Genomic DNA, 20286 nt, shown 5'->3' with positions numbered 1-20286 from the left:
CCCGCCGCTGCCGGGCTTCAACGCCGGGTTGCGTCGGCTCTGCGACGTCCACGGGGCGTTGTTCATTCTGGACGAGGTGATGACCGGCTTTCGGATCGGCCCGGCCGGCTGGTGGGGGGTCGAGGGCGCAATCGAGGGATGGGCGCCGGATCTGTTCACCTTCGGCAAGGTCATGGGCGGTGGGCTGCCAGCGGCGGCCTTCGGTGGCCGGGCTGAGGTGATGGCGCAGCTCGCCCCGGCCGGGCCGGTCTACCAGGCCGGGACGCTGTCGGGTAATCCGTTGGCCGTCGCCGCCGGTCTCGCCACGCTTCGAGCGTGCGGCCCGGATGTGTACGCGACGGTGGACGCGCGCGCCGGCGACGTCGCCGGGATCGTGTCGACGGCCTTGACCGAGCAGGGTGTACCGCACCTGCCCAGTAGCGCCGGTTCCCTGTTCAGTGTGTTCTTCACCGATGCGCCGTCCGTCGTCGACTACGCAGGGGCACAGGCCCAGTCCAGCGCCCGGTACGCGGCGTTCTTCCATGCGATGCTGGACGCCGGGGTATACCTGCCGCCTTCCGCGTATGAGGCGTGGTTCGTCTCGGCGGCGCACGACGACGAGGCTGTGGAACGGATCGCAAGCGCCGCGCCTGCGGCGGCGCGGGCCGCGGCCGGCGTTCCCGAGCCGGTGTCGGCGACAAGTGCTGGAGGGATGCGCCCATGACCCGGACAGGCGGTGACACACCTCTGACGACCATTCATCTTGTCCGCCATGGTGAGGTCTTCAACCCCCAGAAGATCCTGTATGGCAGGCTGCCGGGGTTCGTGTTGTCGGAGGCCGGCGCGCGACAGGCCAAGGTCACGGCGGAGTTCCTTGCTGATCATGACATCGCCGCGGTTGTGGCGAGCCCGCTGGAGCGGGCGCGACAGACCGCCGAGCCGATCGCGCAGTCCCGTGGTGTCACCGTTGAGGTAGATCCCCGCCTCATTGAAAGCCGCAACGTCTTCGAAGGCAAGCCGTTCGAGGCCGGGCCCGCACTGGTCCGGTATCCGAGGATGTGGAAACTTCTGATCAATCCGTTCGAGCCCTCCTGGGGGGAGCCCTACGCCGAGATCGCCGGGCGGATGCTGGCCGCCGTCGCCGAGTGGCGTGACACCTACTGCGGCCGGGAGGTGGTCCTGGTCAGCCATCAGCTACCGGTGTGGACGACTCGCCGCGCGCTGGAGGGCAACAGACTCTGGCACCGCCCGGACCGTCGCCAGTGCGCGCTCGCCAGCGTGACGTCGGCGGTCTACGCCGGTGACCGGTTGCTGCGGGTCGACTATGCCGAGCCGAACGGCCCGACCGTGCACCGGGCCGGTTCCGTCGGCGCATGAGGGTCGCCATCGGCGACGGGCCGCGTGTGTTACGTAGCCCTGCGTGTTACGTAGCCCTGGGTGTTACGTAGCCCGGTGTGTTACCTAGCCGTGGATGGCGGATAGCCGCGGGTGCTGGGCATCCGCGGCACCCGCAACCTACCCTGGGGTCGAGTTCTACAGTTGGTCGTAGACGCGTCCCCGGTCGGTGTCCAGTGGCCGAGCGGCGGTTCGATCGTGGCCTTTCGTGCCAACGCAGGGCCGATGCACGTGACAGGAGTGGGTGTGGACGAGCGGCGGATGGCGACAGCGGCATCCAGGATGCTGGTCGCCCAGATCGGGCGGCTGTCATGGCACGGTCCGCGTAAGCGCGCGTCGCTTGTTGTCACCGGTGCGCTGTGTGTGTTGGCCTGTGTGGTGGCCGGCTGCTCCGGCGGGAGTGACAGCGTGGATCAGGCTGCTGGTGGCGGGTTCGGCTTCGTCCAACAGGCACCCAACTCCGATTTCGTCCCGATCGAGAAGCGGGTGCCGGCGCCGAACCTCGCCGGTCCGACCGTGGCCGGTCCCGACCTGGATCTCGCGGGCTTCCGCGGGCGGATCCTCGTGGTGAACTTCTGGGCCTCATGGTGCGCGCCCTGCCGCGCCGAAACGCCCGGCCTGGTCAAGATGGCTGCTGACAACCCGCAGGTGGCCTTCGTCGGAGTGAACGAAAAGGACACCCTCTCGGCGGCGAAGGCGTTCATCCGGGACAACGGTGTGATCTATCCCAGCATCGTCGACCGGATCGGCACGCTCGCCGCGCGCTGGCCGGTGCCGCCAGGCCTGCCGTCCACCTTCGTGCTTGACGGTAAGGGTCAACTCGCGGCCCGGTTCACCGGCGGCGTCCTCGCCGACGAGCTGATGCCCGTACTCACCAGGCTGCAGGCACAGACATGAACGACACAGCCATGAACGACACAGCCATGAACGACACCGCAGGGACGCGGGAGGCATCTGCGTGAGCGTCGCGTCGTTCGTCACCGACGGACCCGTGCTGCTTGCCGCGCCGGTCGCTGCGGCGGCCGGACTGGTGTCGTTCCTGTCGCCGTGTGTGCTGCCGTTGGTGCCTGGATATCTGTCGTTCATCACCGGGCTGTCGGGTGAGGATCTCGCCGCCGGCACTGCCGGAGTCCTGATCCCGACTGCCACCCCGACCGCAAGCCAGACCGCCACCCCGACCGTCGGCCGCAGCCCGACCCAGGCATGGGCCCGGTTGCAGGCCGGGCGCCGACGGGTGGGCCGCGTCACCCTCGGTACCGGTCTTTTCGTCGCCGGCTTCACCGGGGTCTTCGTCAGTTATGGCGCCGCCTTCGGTGGGTTGGGACGATGGTTGACCCTGCACCAGGTCGGCGTGAGCCGGATCCTCGGCGCGGTGACGATCATCATGGGGCTGGCGTTCGCCGGTGCGTTCGCGCGGGTTCCCCTGGCCAACCGGGAGTGGCGCATCCACCGGCTGCCGGCGTCCGGCCTGGTCGGCGCACCGCTGCTCGGCGTCCTGTTCGGGATCGGCTGGACGCCCTGCCTCGGGCCGACGCTGACGGCGGTGCTCGGGCTGGCCGTGCAGAGCGCGACCGCCGGCCGGGGCGCGTTCCTCTCCGCCGTCTACTGCCTGGGGCTGGGTGTGCCGTTCCTGATCGTGGGCCTGGCGTTCCGGCGGGCTGCCGGTGCGCTGACCGCGGTGCGCAGGCACGCGCGGATGCTCACCCTCTTCGGCGGCGTCCTTCTTGTCGTTGTCGGATTCCTCCAGGTCACCGGCGCCTGGACGGATCTGATCGCGGCTGCGCGCCCCTACGCGCCGGGTTTCGCGGAGAGTCCGCTGTGACGACGAGCGGAGGGTCCGCGGTGACACGAGCGGGAGGGTCCGCGGTGACGACGAGCGGTGCGGCGGCGCCCACGACGGTGCCCGACGAGGTACGCGACGAGGCGCGGGCACGCGCCGACGGGGTGCGCGAACGGGCGTTGGCAACGGGGTCCGGATCGTCGGCGGGATCACCCTCGGGACAGCCCGGCGGGCCGGGCGGGAACGCGGGCGGTGACATCGGCCGATCCGGACCCGCCGGGCGGGTGACGGCGCCGATCCGGCGGGTCTGGCACCAGCTGACCAGTATGCGCACCGCGCTGTTGCTGTTGTTCCTGCTGGCGCTCGCCGCCGTCCCAGGATCCCTGCTGCCGCAGCGGTCGCTGAACCCGTTGAAGGTCGAGCAGTATTTTCGTGATCATCCATCGCTCGCGCCGGCGCTGGACAGGTTGTCCGCATTCAACGTATTCGGTGCTTCCTGGTTCGCCGCAATCTACCTGTTGTTGTTCATCTCCTTGATCGGATGCCTGTCGGCCAGGGTCCGCTGGCATGCCAGGGCGCTGGTGGGACGCCCGCCGCGGGCACCGGCCCGGCCGAGTCGGCTGACCGGGGGGCAGTCGTGGGACAGCGCGCTCACCCCGCCGGAGGCGGTCGATGCGGCGCGAGTGATCCTACGACGGCGGCGGTTCCGGGTGGCGCTTGCCGCCGACGGTGCCACCCGACCGGATGGCAGCCCGGACTTCTCCGTGGCGGCGGAAAAGGGCTACCTGCGCGAGACGGGTAATCTGATCTTCCATATCGCGCTGGTCTTCATGCTTGTCGGGGTCGGACTGGGCTCGTGGTTCGGTTATCAGGGCACGGTCCTGGTCATCACGGGTGACGGGTTCGCGAACACCCTGGTCTCCTACGACCAGTTCAGCCGGGGCAGACTCGTCGACCCGGTCGGTGATCTGGCGCCGTTCTCCCTGACGATGGAGGAGTTCACCGCGTCCTACCAGCCGACCGGCCAGCCGGCGGACTTCCGCGCGAAGGTCGCGTACGCTACCGAGTTCGACGGGCCCACCCGTACCGCCGAGATCCGGGTCAACCATCCGCTGGCGGTCGGCAGCGCAAAGGTCTATCTGATCGGGCACGGATACGCGCCGCACTTCGTGTTGAGGAACAGCGCCGGCGGGGTCGTCTGGGAGGGCTACCAACCGTGCACCCCCCGTGATGCCATGTTTGCGTCCACCTGCACATTGAAGATCGGCGACACCGGGCTCGCGCCGACCGGGCCCACCCGCGAACCCCAACAGCTGGCATTCAGCGGCGTGTTCACGCCGACCACTGAGCTGGACCGGGCACGCGGCTATGTCTCGACCTACCCGGCCGCGAATGCACCCGGCCTCACGCTCACCGGCTATGTCGGCAACCTGCACATCAACGAGGGCATTCCGCAGAACGTCTACTCGCTGGATACCCGTGACATGCGCCAGCTGCGCGTGAACGGGCCACTCGGCGATGATCGTGCGGCGCAGGTGCTCGCGCTGAACAACCCGAATCAGCGAACGGTCACTGGCCTGCCCGGTGGGATGTCGCTGGAGGTCGACGGCCTCCGCGAGTTCGCGACATTCCAGACGAAGTCGGACCCGTTCAAGGGCTGGGTACTTGTTGCGGCGATTGCGATCATCTGCGGCCTGCTGGTGAGCATGCGGGTCCGGCGACGCCGGATCTGGGTGCGGGCGCGCCCCGTGGCCGACGCGGATACCGACGCGGATACCGATACCGATACCGATGCCGGTGCAACTGCCGATACCGACGCGGTTACCGTGAGCATGGTCGAGATCGGTGGTCTGTCCCGGTCCGACATCGACGGCTTCGCCGCCGAGCTGCGGGCGATCGCTATGGATGTGCGGGCGGCCACCGCGAGTGCCCCCCGGCCGCTGGACTCCACCGAACAGGAGCTGTGATGTCCGTCAACTCCGGCCTTGCCGCGTTGTCCGACCATCTTCTCGGCGTGACCATGGCGGTCTACGCGCTGGCGATGCTCGGCTACGCGGCCGAGTTCGCGTTCAGCCGGTTCGGGGGGACGATCGCAGCGCCGGCCGCGATGTCATCGGTCGGAGCAGCCCAACTCACGGCTCCCGGACGGGTCCCGGCGATGGCTGGCGCCGTCACGGCCGGTGGCGCCGTCCATCCCGCGGTGGCTGATCCCGCGGCGACTGATCCCGCGGCGGAGGCTCTGGCCGCGGCGGCGGCCCGGGACGCCGATCGCGTTGCGGAGCGGACGGCAGCGGCTGCGGCAATGGCCGGGGGCAGGGACGGGGCCGGTGCCGGGGCCGGGGCCGGTGGCGAACCACCGGTAACGGCCCGGGTGCGCTGGCTCGGCCGGATCGCGGTGGCGCTGACCCTGCTCGGCTGGCTGGCCCACGTGGGTTCGGTGACAGCCCGCGGCCTGGCCGCCGACCGGGTGCCGTGGGGGAACATGTACGAGTTCTCATCCATGATCACCCTGGTTGCGGTGTCAACCTACCTGGCCATGCTGGCGCGGACCCGGGCGCGGGTGCGTTGGCTGGGCGTTTTCGTGATGTTCCCGGTGGTTCTCTATCTGGGTTTCGCCGGCACGGTGCTCTACGTCGCCGTGGGACCGCTCGTCCCGGCGCTCAACTCCTACTGGCTCAAGATTCATGTGGTTGCGGCGATCGTCGCCAGCGGAGTGTTCATGGTCTCGGCGGTCACGACCGTCCTGTATCTGTTGAAGGACCGTTGGGAGAACAAGCTCGCCGCTGTTGCCGCTGGTCGGGCTGACGCGTTCGCCGCGATGCGCAAGCGTGGCGGGATCATGCTGCGCCTACCCTCGGCCGCAGTCCTGGACCGCATCACCTACCGGGTGATCGGGCTTGCGTTCCCGATCTGGACGTTCGCGGTCATCGCCGGGGCGATCTGGGCGGAGGCGGCCTGGGGTCGCTACTGGGGCTGGGATCCGAAGGAGACCTGGTCGTTCATCACCTGGGTGATTTACGCCGCGTACCTGCACGCGCGGGCCACAGCAGGCTGGAAGGGCAGCAGGGCGGCGTCGATCTCCCTACTGGGTTTCAGTGCGTTGTTTATCGACTACTATCTGGTGAATTTGGTGATTTCCGGTCTGCATTCATACGCCGGGGTCGAATGAGGGCAGCGGTTCGGCGGTGAGGACGAGGGGGTTCAGCGGCGCGGAGCTGTTGGAAGGCTGTCGGTTTCAGGTCCGGGACGTGCCGTCGCCGTCCCCACGGCGGATCCGTTCGGACAGTTCGCGCAGGAACTCGGGGTTGTCGTCGGGGGCGACCGGTGGCGGCGTCGGGCCTCGGCGTGCCCAGGGAAACCGATGTTCGGTGAAAACCCCGTTGCGCTCACCTGGGTGTTCGGTCCAGGGTGACCGATCGCCCCACGCTGGGTGGTCACTGTTCTGCGCGGCACCGGCACCGGCACCGCGGCGTGGGCGGCCCAGCAGGAACCACGCCACGGCGCCGACAGCCCCTGGGAGCAGAAAAATGATCATAATCCAGGCGAGTTTGGGGAGCGCGCGGACCGATGCGGCCGGGGTCATGGCCGCGTCAACAATCGTGTAGATCCAGAATCCGAGAAGTGCCAGCGCCAGTACGAAGCCGACCACCGTACCGCCGCTCCTTTCTCTGCTCGCGCCATCTGTCGGGCCCGTACCGACTGCCAGGACCGCACAGAAGTGCTGATCACCTGCCAGTACCGTACCGGCCGTCTGCCGTCCACCATGTCCGTCGTTGTTCGACCGTACCGCCAACCATGATGCGCCCGCCCGCACCACCCGCTGCAAGGATGGTGGCCATGGCCTGGGCGGATCTGCGCGCGTTCCTCGCTCACCTCGAGCGCCACGGTGACCTGCGGCACGTCCGCGTCCCGGTCGACCCGGTCCTGGAGGTCACCGAGATCGTCACCCGGGTTGTCCGGGAGCGTGGACCCGCGTTGCTGTTCGACCGGCCGACCGGTGCGGACATGCCATTGGCGATCAATGTCTTCGGGACGCAGGAGCGGATGGCGGCGGCGTTGGGAGCCGACAGCCTCGACGCGATCGGCGATCGGATCGCCGCCATGCTCAGGCCTGAGGTGCCGGTGGGGTTCGCCGGGCTGCGCGAGGTGTTCGGCAAGGTCGCGGCCCTGCGTGCGGTGCCACCGCGCACGGTCCGCACCGCCCCCTGCCAGGACATCGTGCTCAAGGGCTCGGACGTCGACCTGTTTCGGCTGCCCGGGCTGCATTCCTGGCCGGAGGACGGCGGTGTCTTCCTCAACCTCGGACTCACCCACACCAAGCATCCCGAGACGGGCCAACGCAACCTGGGCCTGTACCGGCTGCAGCGGCACGACGCCCAGACGGTCGGCATGCACTGGCAGATCCACAAGGACTCCAACGCCCACCACGCCGTGGCTGAGCGTCGTGGTGAGAAGCTGCCGGTCGCGATCGCGTTCGGCTGCGATCCGGCGGTGACCTATGCGGCGTCGGCTCCGCTGCCGGCGGAGATCGACGAGTACCTGTTCGCAGGGTTCCTGCGGGGCGAGCGGGTCGAGATGGTCGATTGCCTGAGCGTTCCGCTGCGGGTGCCCGCGAATGCCCAGATCGTGCTGGAGGGCTGGCTAGAGCCGGGGCAACGGCGTCCGGAGGGGCCGTTCGGTGATCACACGGGCTTCTACACGCCGGTCGAACCGTTCCCCGCGCTTCGGGTCGACGTGATGACCATGCAGCGTGACCCGGTCTTCCAGACGATCGTCGTGGGTCGCCCGCCGCAGGAGGACGGACCGCTCGGCAAGGCGACAGAACGGATCTTCCTCCCGTTGATCCGGATGATGATCCCTGAGATAGTCGACTACGACCTCCCGGTCGAGGGCGTCTTCCACAACTGCGCCATCGTCTCGATCGACAAGCGGTATCCCAAGCACGCGCAGAAGGTCATGCACGCGATCTGGGGCGCCGGGTTGCTGTCACTGTCCAAGCTTGTTGTCGTCGTCGACGCGGACTGTGACGTTCACGACTACTCCGAGGTGGCCTGGCGGGCGTTCGGCAACGTCGACTACGCCCATGACCTGCTGACCACGATCGGCCCGGTCGACCACCTCGACCATGCGTCCTACGAACAGTTCTTCGGCGGGAAGATCGGCGTGGACGCCACCCGCAAGCTCGCGACCGAGGGATACCGTCGCGAGGGCGGTTGGCCCGCGGAGGCCGTGATGGATCAGGCAACCAGGGACCTGGTCACCCGGCGCTGGAAAAAGTACGGACTGTGAGTGGTACCCATGGTCGGGACGCTGTCGGTCTCCGGTCTCCGGTCTCCGGTCTCCGGTCTCCGGTCTTCGATGGGCGGTGCGGTGGATGGAGTTGATCGCTGGTGAGTGAGGCGGCAGTTGCCCCGGGGTTGCCGGGGCCGGCCCCGGCGCCCGACGGCCCGGTTCGCGCCTTCCTGCGGGTGGTGGTGATCGAGCATTCGGTGTTCGCCCTGCCGTTCGCCTACGTCGCCGCGCTCACCGCATCCTTTGACGTCTCCCGCTCGGTGCACTGGTCGGACCTCGCGCTGGTGACCGTCGCGATGGTCGCGGCCCGCACCTTCGCGATGGCCACCAACCGGATCATCGATCGTACGATCGACGGACGTAACCCGCGCACGGCCGGTCGCGAGCTGGTCACCGGCGTCGTTTCGGTGCGCACAGCCACCGTCGGTGCAGCTGTCGCGTTGGTGGTCTTCTGCGCCTGCGCCGCGGCGCTGTCCTGGCTCTGTCTGGCCCTCGCGCCGCTCGCGGTGATTCCGCTGATCGTCTACTCCTATTCCAAGCGGTTCACCAACTTCCCGCATGCCGTCCTCGCGCTGGCGCAGGCGGTCGCGCCCATCGGTGCCTGGATAGCCATCACCGGCCGGTGGTCGTGGGCGGGAGTCGTGCTCGGGGTTGCGGTCGGTGCCTGGATAGGCGGCTTCGACCTGATCTATTCCTGCCAGGACGCCGAGATCGACCGCAGCATCGGCGTGGGTTCGGTGCCGGCCCGTTTCGGCGTTCAGGCGGCGTTGACCGCCTCGATCGTTACCCACGTCGTGACGTTCGCCCTCTTTGTCATGTTCGGGCTGATGGAGAACTTCGGTATCTGGTGGTGGGCGGGTCTGGCCGTGACCGCGGCAGCGTTCTGTTACGAGCATGCGATCGTCTCGGCGGACGACCTGTCGCGGGTGAACCGGGCCTTCCTCACCGCGAACGGGTTCGTCGGTATCGTCCTGTTCGCCTTCGCCGTCATCGACCTGGCCGGGCGTGGCCTGGTCTGGTGACCGGCGCGGGGCGTGGGCATGGCGGGCGTGGCTGGAGGCCTGCGTGGACGATGGCGAACCGAGGCGACCATGGGTCGTGGGTGTCAGCGGTGCGAGCGGCACGCCGTACGCGGCAGCGGTGCTGCGCGGGCTGCTCGACGCCGGTATGGCGATCGATCTGATCGTCTCCCGGGCCGCCCGGCTCACGTTGCTCGACGAGACCGGCCTGGCCTGGCGGGACAACGCCTGGCCGCAGGCACTGGCCAGCTGGCTCGGCGTTGACGGTGATGTTGATGTTGACGCGTCCGCCGGTGTGTCGGGGGCGGCGGCGCAGGGCTGGATCCGCCACTGGTCGCCCGGGGACCTCGCGGCCGGCCCGAGTAGTGGCTCCTACCTGACGAGGGGGATGATCGTCGTTCCGGCGAGCACCGCGGCGGTGGCCGGGATCGCGCTGGGCCTGTCCAAGGACCTGCTGCAACGCGCCGCCGACGTCACCTTGAAGGAACGCCGCACGCTGGTCGTCGTCCCGCGGGAGATGCCCTTCACCCGCTCGACGCTGTTACACATGCTGTCGCTGCACGAGGCGGGCGCGGTCGTGGCGGCGGCGAGCCCCGGCTTCTACGCGGGTGCGACCGACGCGCAGGCGCTCGTCGACTTCGTGGCCGGCAAGGTTCTGGACGCTGCCGGCGTGCCGAACAACCTCCTGCGCCGCTGGACGGGCGAGCTCGGCGCCGCCCGCCGCCCGTCCCCGTGACCGTGCACTTCAACGGCCTGTGCTACCTGGGCCGTACCGTGAAACCCGCGGCAGCGGTAGTTGATGCCACGCTGAGGCTTGAGGCACGGGATTGAGGCAGGCATGACCCGTCGTAACGCCGGCAGACCGAACGCCGGCAGACCGCCCGCCGGAGCGAAACGGACAGCCGGGTCGGGTGACGGTTCGGTGCCGCGCCCTGTCCCCGCCGTCCGACCGTCCCCGCCCGATCCGACCCCGCCGAACCTTCGGGTGCAGTTGCCGTACTTTGCCGCGCGGATCGCGGTACTGGTCGTGGTGCTGGTCGTCCTGCTCATCCTGGACGTGAATCCGGTTCTGGCGCTGTTGTCCGGTCTGGTGATCGCAGGTGTGCTGACCTATCCGTTGGGCCGGATGCAGCGCCGCGCCGCCGAGCGCGCCACCGGGCGTCCTGTCAGCAAGCCCGCCGCCCCACCCGACAACCCCCGCTCCTGACCCGTCCCCGGCTGGTCGGTCGATACCCACAACCAGGGTGCCTCCCTCCGCCGTCTCGCCGTGCACGCACCCCAGCCCCGCTCCTTGATCCAGACCCCTACTGTCAGGCGCTCTTAACGATGTGAATCTGATGCTCCTACCACAACACCAGATTCACATCGTTCCCACAGAACGTCGCAGAGGGGCAGCGCCCGGGGTGGATGCTCACAGTGCCGGGCGTCACGTGGTGGCCGGCTGCGCGAGCGGGCGGGACTACGCTCATCTTCATGGACGCCGGGTTCAAGCGTGAGATCGAAGCCAAGGTCGCCGGCGGCGAGCGGCTCAGCCGCGCCGACGGCGAGGCCCTCTACGCCAGTGACGAGCTGGCCTGGCTGGGGGAGCTTGCGCACTCCGTCCGCGTCCGCAAGAACGGCGATGCGACGTACTTCAACGTCAACCGGCATCTGAACCTCACCAACGTGTGCGCGGCGTCCTGCGCCTACTGCTCCTTCCAGCGCAAGCCCGGCGAGGCCGAGGCGTACACGATGCGTATCGAGGAGGCGGTGCGGCTGGCCCGGGAGATGGAGCCCGCCGGCATCACCGAGCTGCACATCGTCAACGGCCTGCATCCCACCCTGCCGTGGCGCTACTACCCGCGTTCGCTGCGCGAGCTGTCCACGGCGCTGCCGGGAGTGGCGCTGAAGGCGTTCACCGCCACCGAGATCCACTGGTTCGAGAAGATCAGCGGCCTGCCCGCGGACGAGATCCTGGACGAGCTGATCGACGCCGGTCTGGAGTCGCTGACCGGGGGTGGCGCGGAGATCTTCGACTGGGAGGTCCGCCAACACATCGTCGGCCACGAAACCCACTGGGAGGACTGGTCGCGCATCCACCGCATCGCGCATTCCAAGGGCCTGCGGACGCCGTGCACCATGCTCTATGGCCACATCGAGCAGCCGCGGCACCGGGTCGACCACGTGCTGCGACTGCGCGAGCTACAGGACGAGACCGGCGGCTTCGTCGTGTTCATCCCGTTGCGGTTCCAGCACGACGCGGCCGGTGATCCGCGCAACCGACTCATGAACCAACCGATGGCGACCGGTGCCGAGGCGCTGAAGACGTTCGCGGTGTCCCGGCTGCTGTTCGACAATATCGATCACATCAAGTGCTTCTGGGTGATGCACGGCCTGACCACGGCCCAGCTCGCCCTGAATTTCGGCGCGGACGACCTGGACGGGTCCGTTGTCGAGTACAAGATCACTCATGACGCGGACGGTTTCGGGACACCCACCACGATGACCCGCGACGATCTGCTCGCCGTGATCAGGGATGCCGGGTTCCGGCCGGTGGAACGTAACACTCGCTACCGGGTGATCCGCGAGTTCGACGGGCCCGACCCGGCTCGCCGGGATCTTCCGCAGCCGATCGGTGCATAGGGTCCCGCGACATGGAAACAGACCGGCCGGATACCTCGGACAGCTCGAAGACCTCGGACGCCCGGGCACCGCGGTCGGGCGCGCCTGTCGGCCTGGTCAGACCGACGGGATCGGCCGGCATCGGCTCGATCTTCACGCTGGCCTTCCTGGTGATTCTGGTGCCAGGCGTGGCCGCGTACGCCCTGTTGCGGCTTGCCGGCCTGGCGATCGGCCCGGCCGGTCTGCTCGGCCTGTTGGTGATGTTCATCTGTCTTGGTCTGTATCCGTCTGTGTTGCAACGCCTCGGCTGGGTGCGCCGTCGGACCCGTCGGCGCAGATGAGACGCGCCGGACCGGGGCGTGTCCGCCACGAACGAGGGAACGAGGGAGCGGGAGGATACCGTGGATCTTCGAAGGCGGGCACCTGGCAGGACGGGGCAGCCGCTGCCCGGGTGGCCGTTGCGGCTGCCGCCATCGGCGCCACCGATACCACCGGCGCCACCGTCCGGTTCAGGTCTGCTTGCCATCAACGTCCGTTACTTCGCATTGCGAGCTGTGATCTTTGGTGCGGTGCTCGCCGTGGTACTGCTTCTGGGCATGAACGGATTCCTGGCATTCGCCGCGGCCTTTGTGCTCAGTGGGCTCGTGAGCTATCCGGTGGCGAGTCGCCAGCGCCGCGCGGTGCTCGGTGCCCTTGAGGAACGACGCGGCTGGCTGCGTTGACCGGCGGTCCGTTGACCGGTGAGCCGGCGGGTGGGCCGAGGCCGGTGCGTCCACGGGTCGGCCACATCCAGTTCCTCAACTGTCTTCCGCTCTACTGGGGTCTGGTGCACTCCGGCGCGCTCATGGACGTCGAGCTGACCAAGGACACTCCCGACCGGCTCAACGAGGCACTGGTGAGCGGCGACCTCGACATCGGCCCGATCAGTCTCGTCGAGTACCTGCGACACGCGGACGATCTTCTTGCGCTGCCGAACATCGCGGTCGGTTCTGACGGCCCCGTCCTGTCGGTCGCACTGATCAGCGCAGTCCCGCTGGAGCGGATCCGTTCGGTCGCGTTGGGTTCCACGTCGCGGACCGGCGTGCTGCTCGCACAGATCCTGCTGGAGGACGAACTGGGGCTGGCCCCGACCTACGCCAGCATGCCGCCGGACCTGCCGCTCATGCTGCGCGAGGCCGACGCCGCCGTGTTGATCGGTGATGTGGCCCTGCGTGCCGTCCACGACGCCGAGCGAGCCGGGAGCACCCACCCGCTCCATGTCGTCGATCTTGGTGCGGCATGGCGGAACTGTTCGGGGCTGCCGATGGTGTTCGCGGTCTGGGCGACGCGGCGTGACTTCGCCCAGGCTCATCCCGGCGTGGTCAAAGAGGTCCACGACGCCTTCCGCGGCAGTCTCGACCTCGCGCTACGTCAGCTCGATACGGTGGCCAGGCATGCGGCGCGCTGGGAGGTGTTCGACGCCGCCACCCTGATGCGTTATTTCACGACCCTGGACTTCTCCCTGGGAGATCGCCAGCTTGAGGGCCTGATGGCGTTCGCGAGGCGGGCTGCGGCACGAGGTGTCGTCCCGCCGCGGGCTCGTATTGTGTTCGCCGACGTGTAGGACCGTTGCTGACCGGTGGGCGGCAGGCTGCTCATACGGGCGGGCGAAATCTCCGGGAGAGATCCGCGGGCGGGCGGGCCTTCGGCGCGGTTGCCGGTTCGAACCGGGCAGTTCGGCGTCTGACCAGGGCAACGAGTATCGGAGGCGTCGACGAGCCACCCGGCGCGATTAGTGGATCTTCTGAGTCCGACGTCGCTGTTGACGGGTCGATCGCGGATAGCGCGCAATGGCCCGGGTCCTCGTCGCTGTTCCATCCGGGTTCGGTCCGTTCAGGTTTGATCCGTTCGGATTCGGTCTGTTCGGGTGCTGTCTGTTCGGGTGCGGAAACGCCGGTGCCGGCTATCGACCGGAGGCGTGGCGCGGTGGCCTCGCCCGCGAACGCGGCCGGTGTCGGGAAGGTATGGGCGGTGTCCGCGCTACGGACAGCCGTGTCAATCAGCTTGTTCAGCGCGAGTGTCCACGCTCGCAGCCCCTCGTGCCCGCTCAGTTCAGTGAAGACGGCGGCTTCCAGACAACAGGTGCTGGCCTTCTGGAACTCATTGCTGTCAAGCAGGGCCATCGCCTGCAGACCTGCGAGATGGCCCGCAATCATGAAAAGGCGGAACTGCTGATGGGGAAGCATACGGGTGCGAAGGAGAACGTCGGCAAAGCGTTGCTGCTCCTGCACGTGAACGGTGATATCGGTGGGGGTGAGCCGGTCAGCGGATCTGATCAGTTCCGCCACCTGCTGGTCGAGGACGTCCAGCTTTCGGTCGGATGTCTGATGGTCGAGCAGGTCGCGGATCCTGCGGCGGGATTCGACCTCCGGGTTGGGGGCGGGCTGCCTTCGTTCGGAGCGGGCGTCGATCGCGGCCAGCCGAAGTGCCACGAGCGCGCCGTCCGCCGCCAGGGCCGCGTCGACGGCCGCAAGGACCGGTCGTGTGGGTATACCGCGGCTGGGCTGCTCCAGCTGGCTGATGTACTGCCGACTGTAACCAGTGATCTTTGCGAGATCGTCCCGGGAGAGTCCTCGTTCCTCACGTCTGCGACGGATCTCCCGTGGTAAGAGGTCCTCCGCGGTGGCCGTGCCGTCACAGCCTCGGCTCCGTTGCCGCATCTGCGTCTGCTTCCTTTCGAGGACGCCGGGCAGCAGGCAGAAGGGCGTTTGCCGGCCGACCCGATCGGTGTCACCGCGCCACTGTGGACGGGCTGACATGGATGGATCCGAACAAATCGTGTCACCTTTTGTGACTATCCTACGTCACAGTGCACCTATTTTGACCAGAGGTCGAAGACATATTACTTAGAGCGACTGGCAGCAGGGGCGCGGTGTCGCGTGGTCGGTGCGTGCACCTCGCGATGCACGCACCCCGGACCCGCTTCTTGATCCACTCTCCTGTTGCCGGGCGCTCTCAGCTGATCGGTTTCTCTCGGTGCACCCGGATGTGCGAAAAAGGTCATGATCGCATATTATTTGGTCGACTAACGGCCCAGAGTGTGCTGGAAGTTGCCGACAGTTGTTTTCGTTGTTACTTCTGGCGCATCAAAGACAATCTACAGACAATCATTCCACATTGCTTCATCCCTGGAGTTGCCGGAGATTACGCGAGCATCGCGGGTTCGCTGGATCGCCCGCTACCGGCGCCGGTCCTTACCGAACGCGGGGGGGCTAGCTCTGGAAACCACCCCTAATGACGATGGGCGGGGGTGTCGGCGTGGCGTACAACGTCGGATATGGACGGGGAGTCGGAGCCGCTGGCAGCTGTTCGTGTCGTCGTGGCCGACGATGCGGATGGTGTGCGCGACCTCGTGTGCCTTCTGCTGGAGATGGAGCCTGACTTCGTGGTCGTCGGCCAGGCAAGGAACGGGGTCGAAGCTGTTGACGTCGTTTCGCGAACAGGCCCTGACCTCGTACTGCTTGATGTTTCGATGCCCGTCATGGACGGCCTTGCGGCACTGCCCGGGGTACGTCGCGCCGCGCCCGACGCCCGCGTCGTCATCTTCACCGGCTTTTCCGAACAGGCTCTCGGCGAGCGGGCGGCGGCGCTGGGCGCGCATGCTCTGATCGAGAAGGGTCTCGCCGCCGACAGTCTGGTCGACCGCCTTCGGGACGTGTGCGGCCGTGTCCCGGACCGGGTTGCCGCGGGCGGGCACACCCGGCGCTGAACGTCAGGATCTGTGGACGTCGGGATCTGTGGGCGTCTGGATCTGTGGGCGTCTGGATCTGTGGGCGTCGGGAGGTTGACCGTCAGCAATCATGTCGTTCAGAGGCTTGGTTGCCGCTGTTTGTAGACGCTCGGTAGTCTTGTGCTGCTTCTTGGGATGACCGCCGCCTTGTGGGCGCCTGATGTGGAAACATGGGGCTGTGACCATGCGCCCGAGGCTCCGCCTGACTGATTCAGGCATGACAGGCTTCGGGCCGGACGTTCGTCCGGTGGATCCTGCGCTGGCCGACGTCCCGTTGGTGGATTGTGGTCTGGTCGCGCGCCTGCACGTCGACCTGCTCAGGGTCGCGAGCGCGGTCTGTCCGCGTCACCGCTGATCTGCCCGCGCGCCAGTGCTCTCGGCGCACCCCGCACCCGGCTGCGAGAGACTCGATGACACCCCCTGCACGCTCCAGTTCGCCTCGCCCGTCCCGTCCGAAGGGACAGGGCCAGTGGGCACGTGGTCACCTTGAGCCACTCAACCCAAACGAGCGGATGAAGAAGGACCAGGACGGTCTCGCTGTCCGGGACCGGATCCTCAACCGCTACCCGTACACCGGGTTCGCCGGGATCGACCCGCAGGACCTTCGGGGCCGCTTCCGCTGGTGGGGGCTGTACACGCAGCGTAGGGAAGGGATCGACGGCGGTAGGACGGCCGTCCTCGAGCCCGAGGAACTCGACGCGCCCTTCTTCATGCAGCGGATCCGCCTCGACGGCGGCCGGATGACCAGCGATCAACTGCGGGTTATCGCGGGGATCTCCACCCGGTACGGCCGGGACGTCGCCGACGTCACCGACCGTCAGAACATTCAGCTGCACTGGATCCGCATCGAGGATGTTCCCGCGATCTGGGCGGCGCTCGAAGGCGCGGGGATGACGACGGCCGAGGCGTGTGGCGACACCCCGCGGGTCATCCTGGGATGCCCACTGGCCGGTGTCGACGGCGACGAGGTCATCGACGCCACCCCGGCGATCGAGGAGATCGTCCGGCGTTACGTGGGTGACACATCCCTGAGCAACCTGCCGCGCAAGTTCAAAAGTGCCGTTTCCGGCTGTGTCGACCAGTGCACGCTGCATGAGATCAACGACATCGCGTTCGTCGGGGTGGTCCACCCGGAGCTCGGCGCCGGCTATGACCTGTGGGTCGGTGGCGGTCTGTCGACCAACCCCAAGCTCGGGGTCAGGCTCGGCACCTTTGTGACCCCTGACCGCATCGCCGAGGTCTGGCACGCCGTGGCGTGCCTGTTCCGGGACTACGGCTACCGGCGGATGCGCACCCGGGCGCGGCTGAAGTTCCTGGTCGCGGACATGGGGCCCGAGTGGGTCCGGACCACGTTGGAGAAGGAGTACCTGACCGCACCGCTGCCCGACGGCCCGCCACCGGCGCCGCCACGCAACGAGGGACGCGACCACATCGGCATCCACCAGCAGACCGACGGCCGGCTGGCGGTCGGGTTCGCCCCCCGGGCCGGGCGGCTGAGCGGTACGACGCTGACCGCCGTCGCGGATCTCTCCGACCGTTTCGCCGCGGGCCGCATCCGTGCGACGACCACGCAGAAGCTGGTCATTCTCGACGTCGACCCGGCCGGGGTCGACGAGCTGGTGGCGGAACTCGCCACGCTCGATCTGGTCGTGCGGCCGAGCGTCTTCCGGCGCGGCACCATGGCCTGCACCGGCATCGAGTTCTGCAAGCTCGCCATCGTCGAGACCAAGGCGAAGGCCGGATCGCTGATCGACGAGCTGGAGCGGCGCCTGCCCGACTTCGACGAGCCGATCGGCATCCACGTGAACGGGTGCCCGAACGCGTGTGCGCGTTTCCAGGTGGCCGACATCGGGCTGAAGGGTTCCCTGGTCCCGGACGAGTCCGGGGAGATGGTCGAAGGCTTCCAGCTCCATCTCGGTGGTCATATCGGTACGCGGTCGCGGCTGGGCCGCAAGTCCCGCGGGTTGAAGGTCACATCTGCCGGCGTCGTCGACTATGTCGACGGGCTACTGCGCGCCTATGTGGACGGCCGTGACCAGGGTGAGTCCTTCGCGGACTGGGTCGAACGGGTGGACGAGTCCGTCCTGACCGCTCCGGCGAGCCTGGCCGGGGCGTCCGGAGCCGCTGATGAGTAGCGGTCATTCCGTCCCCTTCTACTGCCCGTACTGCGGCGAGGAGGACCTCGTGCCCTACCTTCCGCCGGAGCAGGAGGCGGCCGGCGGGTCCGGCCACGGTCAGTGGTCGTGTAGGAGCTGTCGGCGGGCCTTCCGGCTCAACCTGACCGCTCTCGCGGTCGCACGCGGGTCGGCCGGGTCGGCCGGGTCGGCCGGGTCGGCCGGGTCGGCCGGGTCGGCCGGGTCGGATGGTCCAGCGGAATTCGAGCACTGATACGGCGGTTCTGGCAGCGACGGAGGAGAACGACTGATGGATGCCGCGTTGAAAGCCCGTGCCCTACGCGCCGGTGACGAGCTGGAAGGCGCACCCGCGCAGGAGATCCTGGGCTGGGCGGTCGAGGAGTTCGGAACGAAGCTGGTCGTAGCCGCGTCCATGGCGGAAGCGGTGCTCGTCGACATGCTGGCCAGGATCCGCTCGGATGTCCCAGTGGTGTTCATCGACACCGGCTACCATTTCGCCGAGACGATCGGTACCCGGGACGCGGTCATGCACCGCTATGATCTTCCAGTGATCAGTGCTGGCGCACAGCTCACTGTGGCTGGTCAGAACGCCGTGTACGGGCCGAAGCTGTTCGAGCGGGATCCGGACCTGTGCTGCCGGATGCGCAAGGTCGTACCGCTGGACCGTGCGCTGGCGCCCTACCGGGCCTGGGCGGCGGGTTCCCGGCGGGCCGAAAGCGCCGGGCGCAAGAACCTGCCGGCCGTGGGATGGGATGAGCGACGCGGCAAGGTGAAGATCCATCCGTTGGCGGCGTGGACGGATGAGGACGTCAACCGCTACATCCAGGACCATGACGTCATCGTCAACCCGCTGCTGTCGGACGGCTACGACTCCGTCGGCTGCTGGCCGTGCACCAAGCGCGGTGAGGGTCGTGCGGGCCGCTGGGCCGGTACCACCAAGACCGAGTGCGGTATCCACTGACCTCGGCGGTTCTGGCTGTTGCGGTGGAGGGACACTGACAGCGTTCGGGTAGTCGGTGATCTGCTTGCCCGGGGCGGACCACATTCCGTCATGGTTTGTCGGGCCGGTATGACGACATGTCGGATCGCGGTGCGATGATCTCGCGTGTGGTTGTCCAGCGTGTCTGGTCGGCCACGTGATGACGCGCGTACTGGACACCGCGAACGGATCCGACCATGACCCTGCGACCGCCGTCTGACCGCCCGCATGACTCGCATGACTCGCATGACTCGCATGACTCGCATGACTCGCATGGCCCGCATGGCCCGCATGGCCCGCATGGCCCGCATGGCCCGCATGGCCCGCATGGCCTGGCGCCTGGCACCCTGCATGCCTGGGTGGACGAGTCGCTGCGTTTACGGGTCGGCGAGACCGGCCTCTACATCCTGGCCGCAGCCGTCGCCGATGTGTCGTCGTGCCCGCCCATACGTGACAGTCTCAGGTCCCTGTTGGGACGGCGCCAGCAACGGTTGCACTGGCGGGACGAGGACGCGCCGCGCAGACGGAAGGTCGTCTCGTTGGTGGCGGGCGCTGATCTGGTGGCGGTCGTCGTCGTGGGCGCGCCGGTCGATCGCAGGAAGCAGGAGCGTGCCCGTCGCATCTGCATGGAGCGGCTCATGTACGAACTCGGCGAGATGTCGGTGGCGCGTGTGCTGCTCGAGTCACGGACATCATCTCTGAACAGCAAGGATCTCGCTATGGTCGAGGCTCTTCGCGGTAGCCGGATAATGCCCACCGGCCTATATGTAGGCCATGCGTCGCCGCTGGCCGAACCAATGCTATGGATTGCTGACGCCGTCGCCGGGGCGGTATCGGCCGCTCGCGACGGCCAGCACGAGTTCGTCACCGATCTCAGGCATCTTGTGATGACGATAGAGACTACCGTCCGATGATGAGTCGCTATCCCAGAACAGCGCGACGGCCGGGTCCCGTCGTCCGGCGGGGTCCCGGCCATCACTTCCCATCCCCCCAGCAGGAGGCGGGCTTGACGCAAGCATGCGTCGTCTCGTCAGGGTAGTCAAGTTGTCTCGTCAGCTGGACCACGGATTGCGTGGTCGGACGTGAAGTTGAGGGAACCTGGGCCGTATCCGGACAGCGCGAAGGCCGGGTCCCGTCGTCCGGCGGGAGTCCCGGCCCCACTTCCCATCCCCCTCAGGAGGCAGGCTGTAGCTGATGATCGACTGTGTGGCCGTAGGCGTCAACAGAGATTCCAGGGCGGTAGCGTCGTAAGGATGAGCGACGGCCGGGCACCCAACGATGGCGAGGGATGCGGGGCTGGGGGAGACCGGGCCGCGAGTGGGCCGGTCTCCCCCAGC

22 protein-coding genes are annotated in these 20286 nt (G+C 68.0%); 20 read left to right on the top strand and 2 right to left on the bottom strand.

The features are described from left to right. The 6 genes from U9978_RS20970 to ccsB all read left to right on the top strand — a co-directional run. On the top strand, window positions 1–703 hold a 703-nt coding region (locus tag U9978_RS20970; RefSeq protein WP_322762853.1), incomplete at its 5' end, for an aminotransferase class III-fold pyridoxal phosphate-dependent enzyme. Next, window positions 700–1356 (top strand): histidine phosphatase family protein, encoded by a 657-nt coding sequence (locus tag U9978_RS20965; RefSeq protein WP_322762852.1) that lies wholly within the window; start codon window positions 700–702, stop codon window positions 1354–1356. The genes U9978_RS20970 and U9978_RS20965, both read left to right, overlap by 4 nt. A 243-nt stretch (window positions 1357–1599) precedes the next feature. After that, window positions 1600–2271 carry a TlpA disulfide reductase family protein gene (locus U9978_RS20960; protein WP_322762851.1) on the top strand — a complete coding sequence of 224 codons (672 nt, stop codon included), beginning with the start codon at window positions 1600–1602 and terminating at the stop codon, window positions 2269–2271. 61 nt (window positions 2272–2332) lie between these two features. Continuing rightward, window positions 2333–3196, top strand: a complete 864-nt coding sequence (locus tag U9978_RS20955; RefSeq protein WP_322762850.1) for a cytochrome c biogenesis CcdA family protein — start codon at window positions 2333–2335, stop codon at window positions 3194–3196. 284 nt (window positions 3197–3480) lie between these two features. Beyond that, complete coding sequence (locus U9978_RS20950) at window positions 3481–5121, top strand: cytochrome c biogenesis protein ResB (protein ID WP_322762860.1); 1641 nt, start codon at window positions 3481–3483, stop codon at window positions 5119–5121. Beyond that, the gene (gene ccsB / locus U9978_RS20945; RefSeq protein WP_322762849.1) at window positions 5121–6323 is read left to right on the top strand and encodes a c-type cytochrome biogenesis protein CcsB; all 1203 of its coding nucleotides are present in this window, start codon (window positions 5121–5123) and stop codon (window positions 6321–6323) included. Before U9978_RS20950 ends, ccsB begins: the two co-directional genes overlap by 1 nt. A gap of 66 nt (window positions 6324–6389) precedes the next feature. Here the strand turns inward: ccsB and U9978_RS20940 are convergent, their stop codons facing one another. Beyond that, the gene (locus U9978_RS20940) at window positions 6390–6803 is read right to left on the bottom strand and encodes a PLD nuclease N-terminal domain-containing protein (RefSeq protein WP_322762848.1); all 414 of its coding nucleotides are present in this window, start codon (window positions 6801–6803) and stop codon (window positions 6390–6392) included. A 188-nt stretch (window positions 6804–6991) separates the two neighbouring features. Between U9978_RS20940 and U9978_RS20935 the strand changes: the two genes are divergently transcribed. The 8 genes from U9978_RS20935 (at window position 6992) to U9978_RS20900 (ending at window position 13669) form a co-directional block, all read left to right on the top strand. Beyond that, entirely contained in the window at window positions 6992–8443 is a 1452-nt protein-coding gene (locus tag U9978_RS20935) for a menaquinone biosynthesis decarboxylase (protein WP_322762847.1), read from the top strand. A gap of 101 nt (window positions 8444–8544) precedes the next feature. Continuing rightward, window positions 8545–9468: a menaquinone biosynthesis prenyltransferase MqnP gene (mqnP, locus tag U9978_RS20930; protein WP_322762846.1), complete on the top strand. Its 924-nt coding sequence runs from the start codon at window positions 8545–8547 to the stop codon at window positions 9466–9468. A 43-nt stretch (window positions 9469–9511) separates the two neighbouring features. Further along, the gene (locus tag U9978_RS20925) at window positions 9512–10201 is read left to right on the top strand and encodes a UbiX family flavin prenyltransferase (protein ID WP_322762845.1); all 690 of its coding nucleotides are present in this window, start codon (window positions 9512–9514) and stop codon (window positions 10199–10201) included. 102 nt (window positions 10202–10303) lie between these two features. After that, window positions 10304–10672: a hypothetical protein gene (locus U9978_RS20920; RefSeq protein ID WP_322762844.1), complete on the top strand. Its 369-nt coding sequence runs from the start codon at window positions 10304–10306 to the stop codon at window positions 10670–10672. A 266-nt stretch (window positions 10673–10938) separates the two neighbouring features. After that, the gene (gene mqnE / locus U9978_RS20915; protein WP_322748804.1) at window positions 10939–12087 is read left to right on the top strand and encodes an aminofutalosine synthase MqnE; all 1149 of its coding nucleotides are present in this window, start codon (window positions 10939–10941) and stop codon (window positions 12085–12087) included. 11 nt (window positions 12088–12098) lie between these two features. Beyond that, window positions 12099–12407, top strand: a complete 309-nt coding sequence (locus tag U9978_RS20910) for a hypothetical protein (RefSeq protein WP_322762843.1) — start codon at window positions 12099–12101, stop codon at window positions 12405–12407. A 60-nt stretch (window positions 12408–12467) separates the two neighbouring features. Next, the gene (locus U9978_RS20905) at window positions 12468–12788 is read left to right on the top strand and encodes a hypothetical protein (protein ID WP_416211073.1); all 321 of its coding nucleotides are present in this window, start codon (window positions 12468–12470) and stop codon (window positions 12786–12788) included. A gap of 11 nt (window positions 12789–12799) precedes the next feature. Further along, window positions 12800–13669, top strand: coding sequence for a menaquinone biosynthetic enzyme MqnA/MqnD family protein (locus U9978_RS20900; RefSeq protein ID WP_416211074.1), 870 nt, complete (start codon window positions 12800–12802; stop codon window positions 13667–13669). A 31-nt stretch (window positions 13670–13700) separates the two neighbouring features. Here the strand turns inward: U9978_RS20900 and U9978_RS20895 are convergent, their stop codons facing one another. Further along, window positions 13701–14765 carry a helix-turn-helix domain-containing protein gene (locus tag U9978_RS20895; RefSeq protein WP_322762841.1) on the bottom strand — a complete coding sequence of 355 codons (1065 nt, stop codon included), beginning with the start codon at window positions 14763–14765 and terminating at the stop codon, window positions 13701–13703. A 617-nt stretch (window positions 14766–15382) separates the two neighbouring features. On the opposite strand from U9978_RS20895, the gene U9978_RS20890 reads away from it, so the two are divergent. The 6 genes from U9978_RS20890 to U9978_RS20865 all read left to right on the top strand — a co-directional run bounded on the left by U9978_RS20890 (window position 15383) and on the right by U9978_RS20865 (window position 19863). Beyond that, on the top strand, window positions 15383–15814 hold the full coding sequence (locus tag U9978_RS20890) for a response regulator transcription factor (RefSeq protein WP_322762840.1): 432 nt from the start codon (window positions 15383–15385) through the stop codon (window positions 15812–15814). Between the two features lie 238 nt (window positions 15815–16052). Then, a complete protein-coding gene (locus tag U9978_RS20885; RefSeq protein WP_322762839.1) occupies window positions 16053–16190 on the top strand; it encodes a putative leader peptide in 138 nt (45 codons plus the stop codon). A gap of 55 nt (window positions 16191–16245) precedes the next feature. Then, a complete protein-coding gene (locus tag U9978_RS20880) occupies window positions 16246–17970 on the top strand; it encodes a nitrite/sulfite reductase (RefSeq protein ID WP_322762838.1) in 1725 nt (574 codons plus the stop codon). After that, a complete protein-coding gene (locus U9978_RS20875; protein WP_322762837.1) occupies window positions 17963–18223 on the top strand; it encodes a hypothetical protein in 261 nt (86 codons plus the stop codon). Before U9978_RS20880 ends, U9978_RS20875 begins: the two co-directional genes overlap by 8 nt. A 36-nt stretch (window positions 18224–18259) precedes the next feature. After that, window positions 18260–18931, top strand: a complete 672-nt coding sequence (locus U9978_RS20870) for a phosphoadenylyl-sulfate reductase (protein WP_322762836.1) — start codon at window positions 18260–18262, stop codon at window positions 18929–18931. Between the two features lie 377 nt (window positions 18932–19308). Next, window positions 19309–19863: a hypothetical protein gene (locus U9978_RS20865; protein WP_322762835.1), complete on the top strand. Its 555-nt coding sequence runs from the start codon at window positions 19309–19311 to the stop codon at window positions 19861–19863. The last annotated feature ends 423 nt before the right edge of the window (window positions 19864–20286 follow it).

It is taken from the genome of Protofrankia sp. Cr2 (assembly GCF_963555885.1).
In the GTDB taxonomy this organism is placed as follows: Bacteria; Actinomycetota; Actinomycetes; order Frankiales; family Frankiaceae; genus Protofrankia.
The sequence above is the reverse complement of the archived record's forward strand: the minus strand, read 5'-3'. Positions and strand labels throughout refer to the sequence as shown.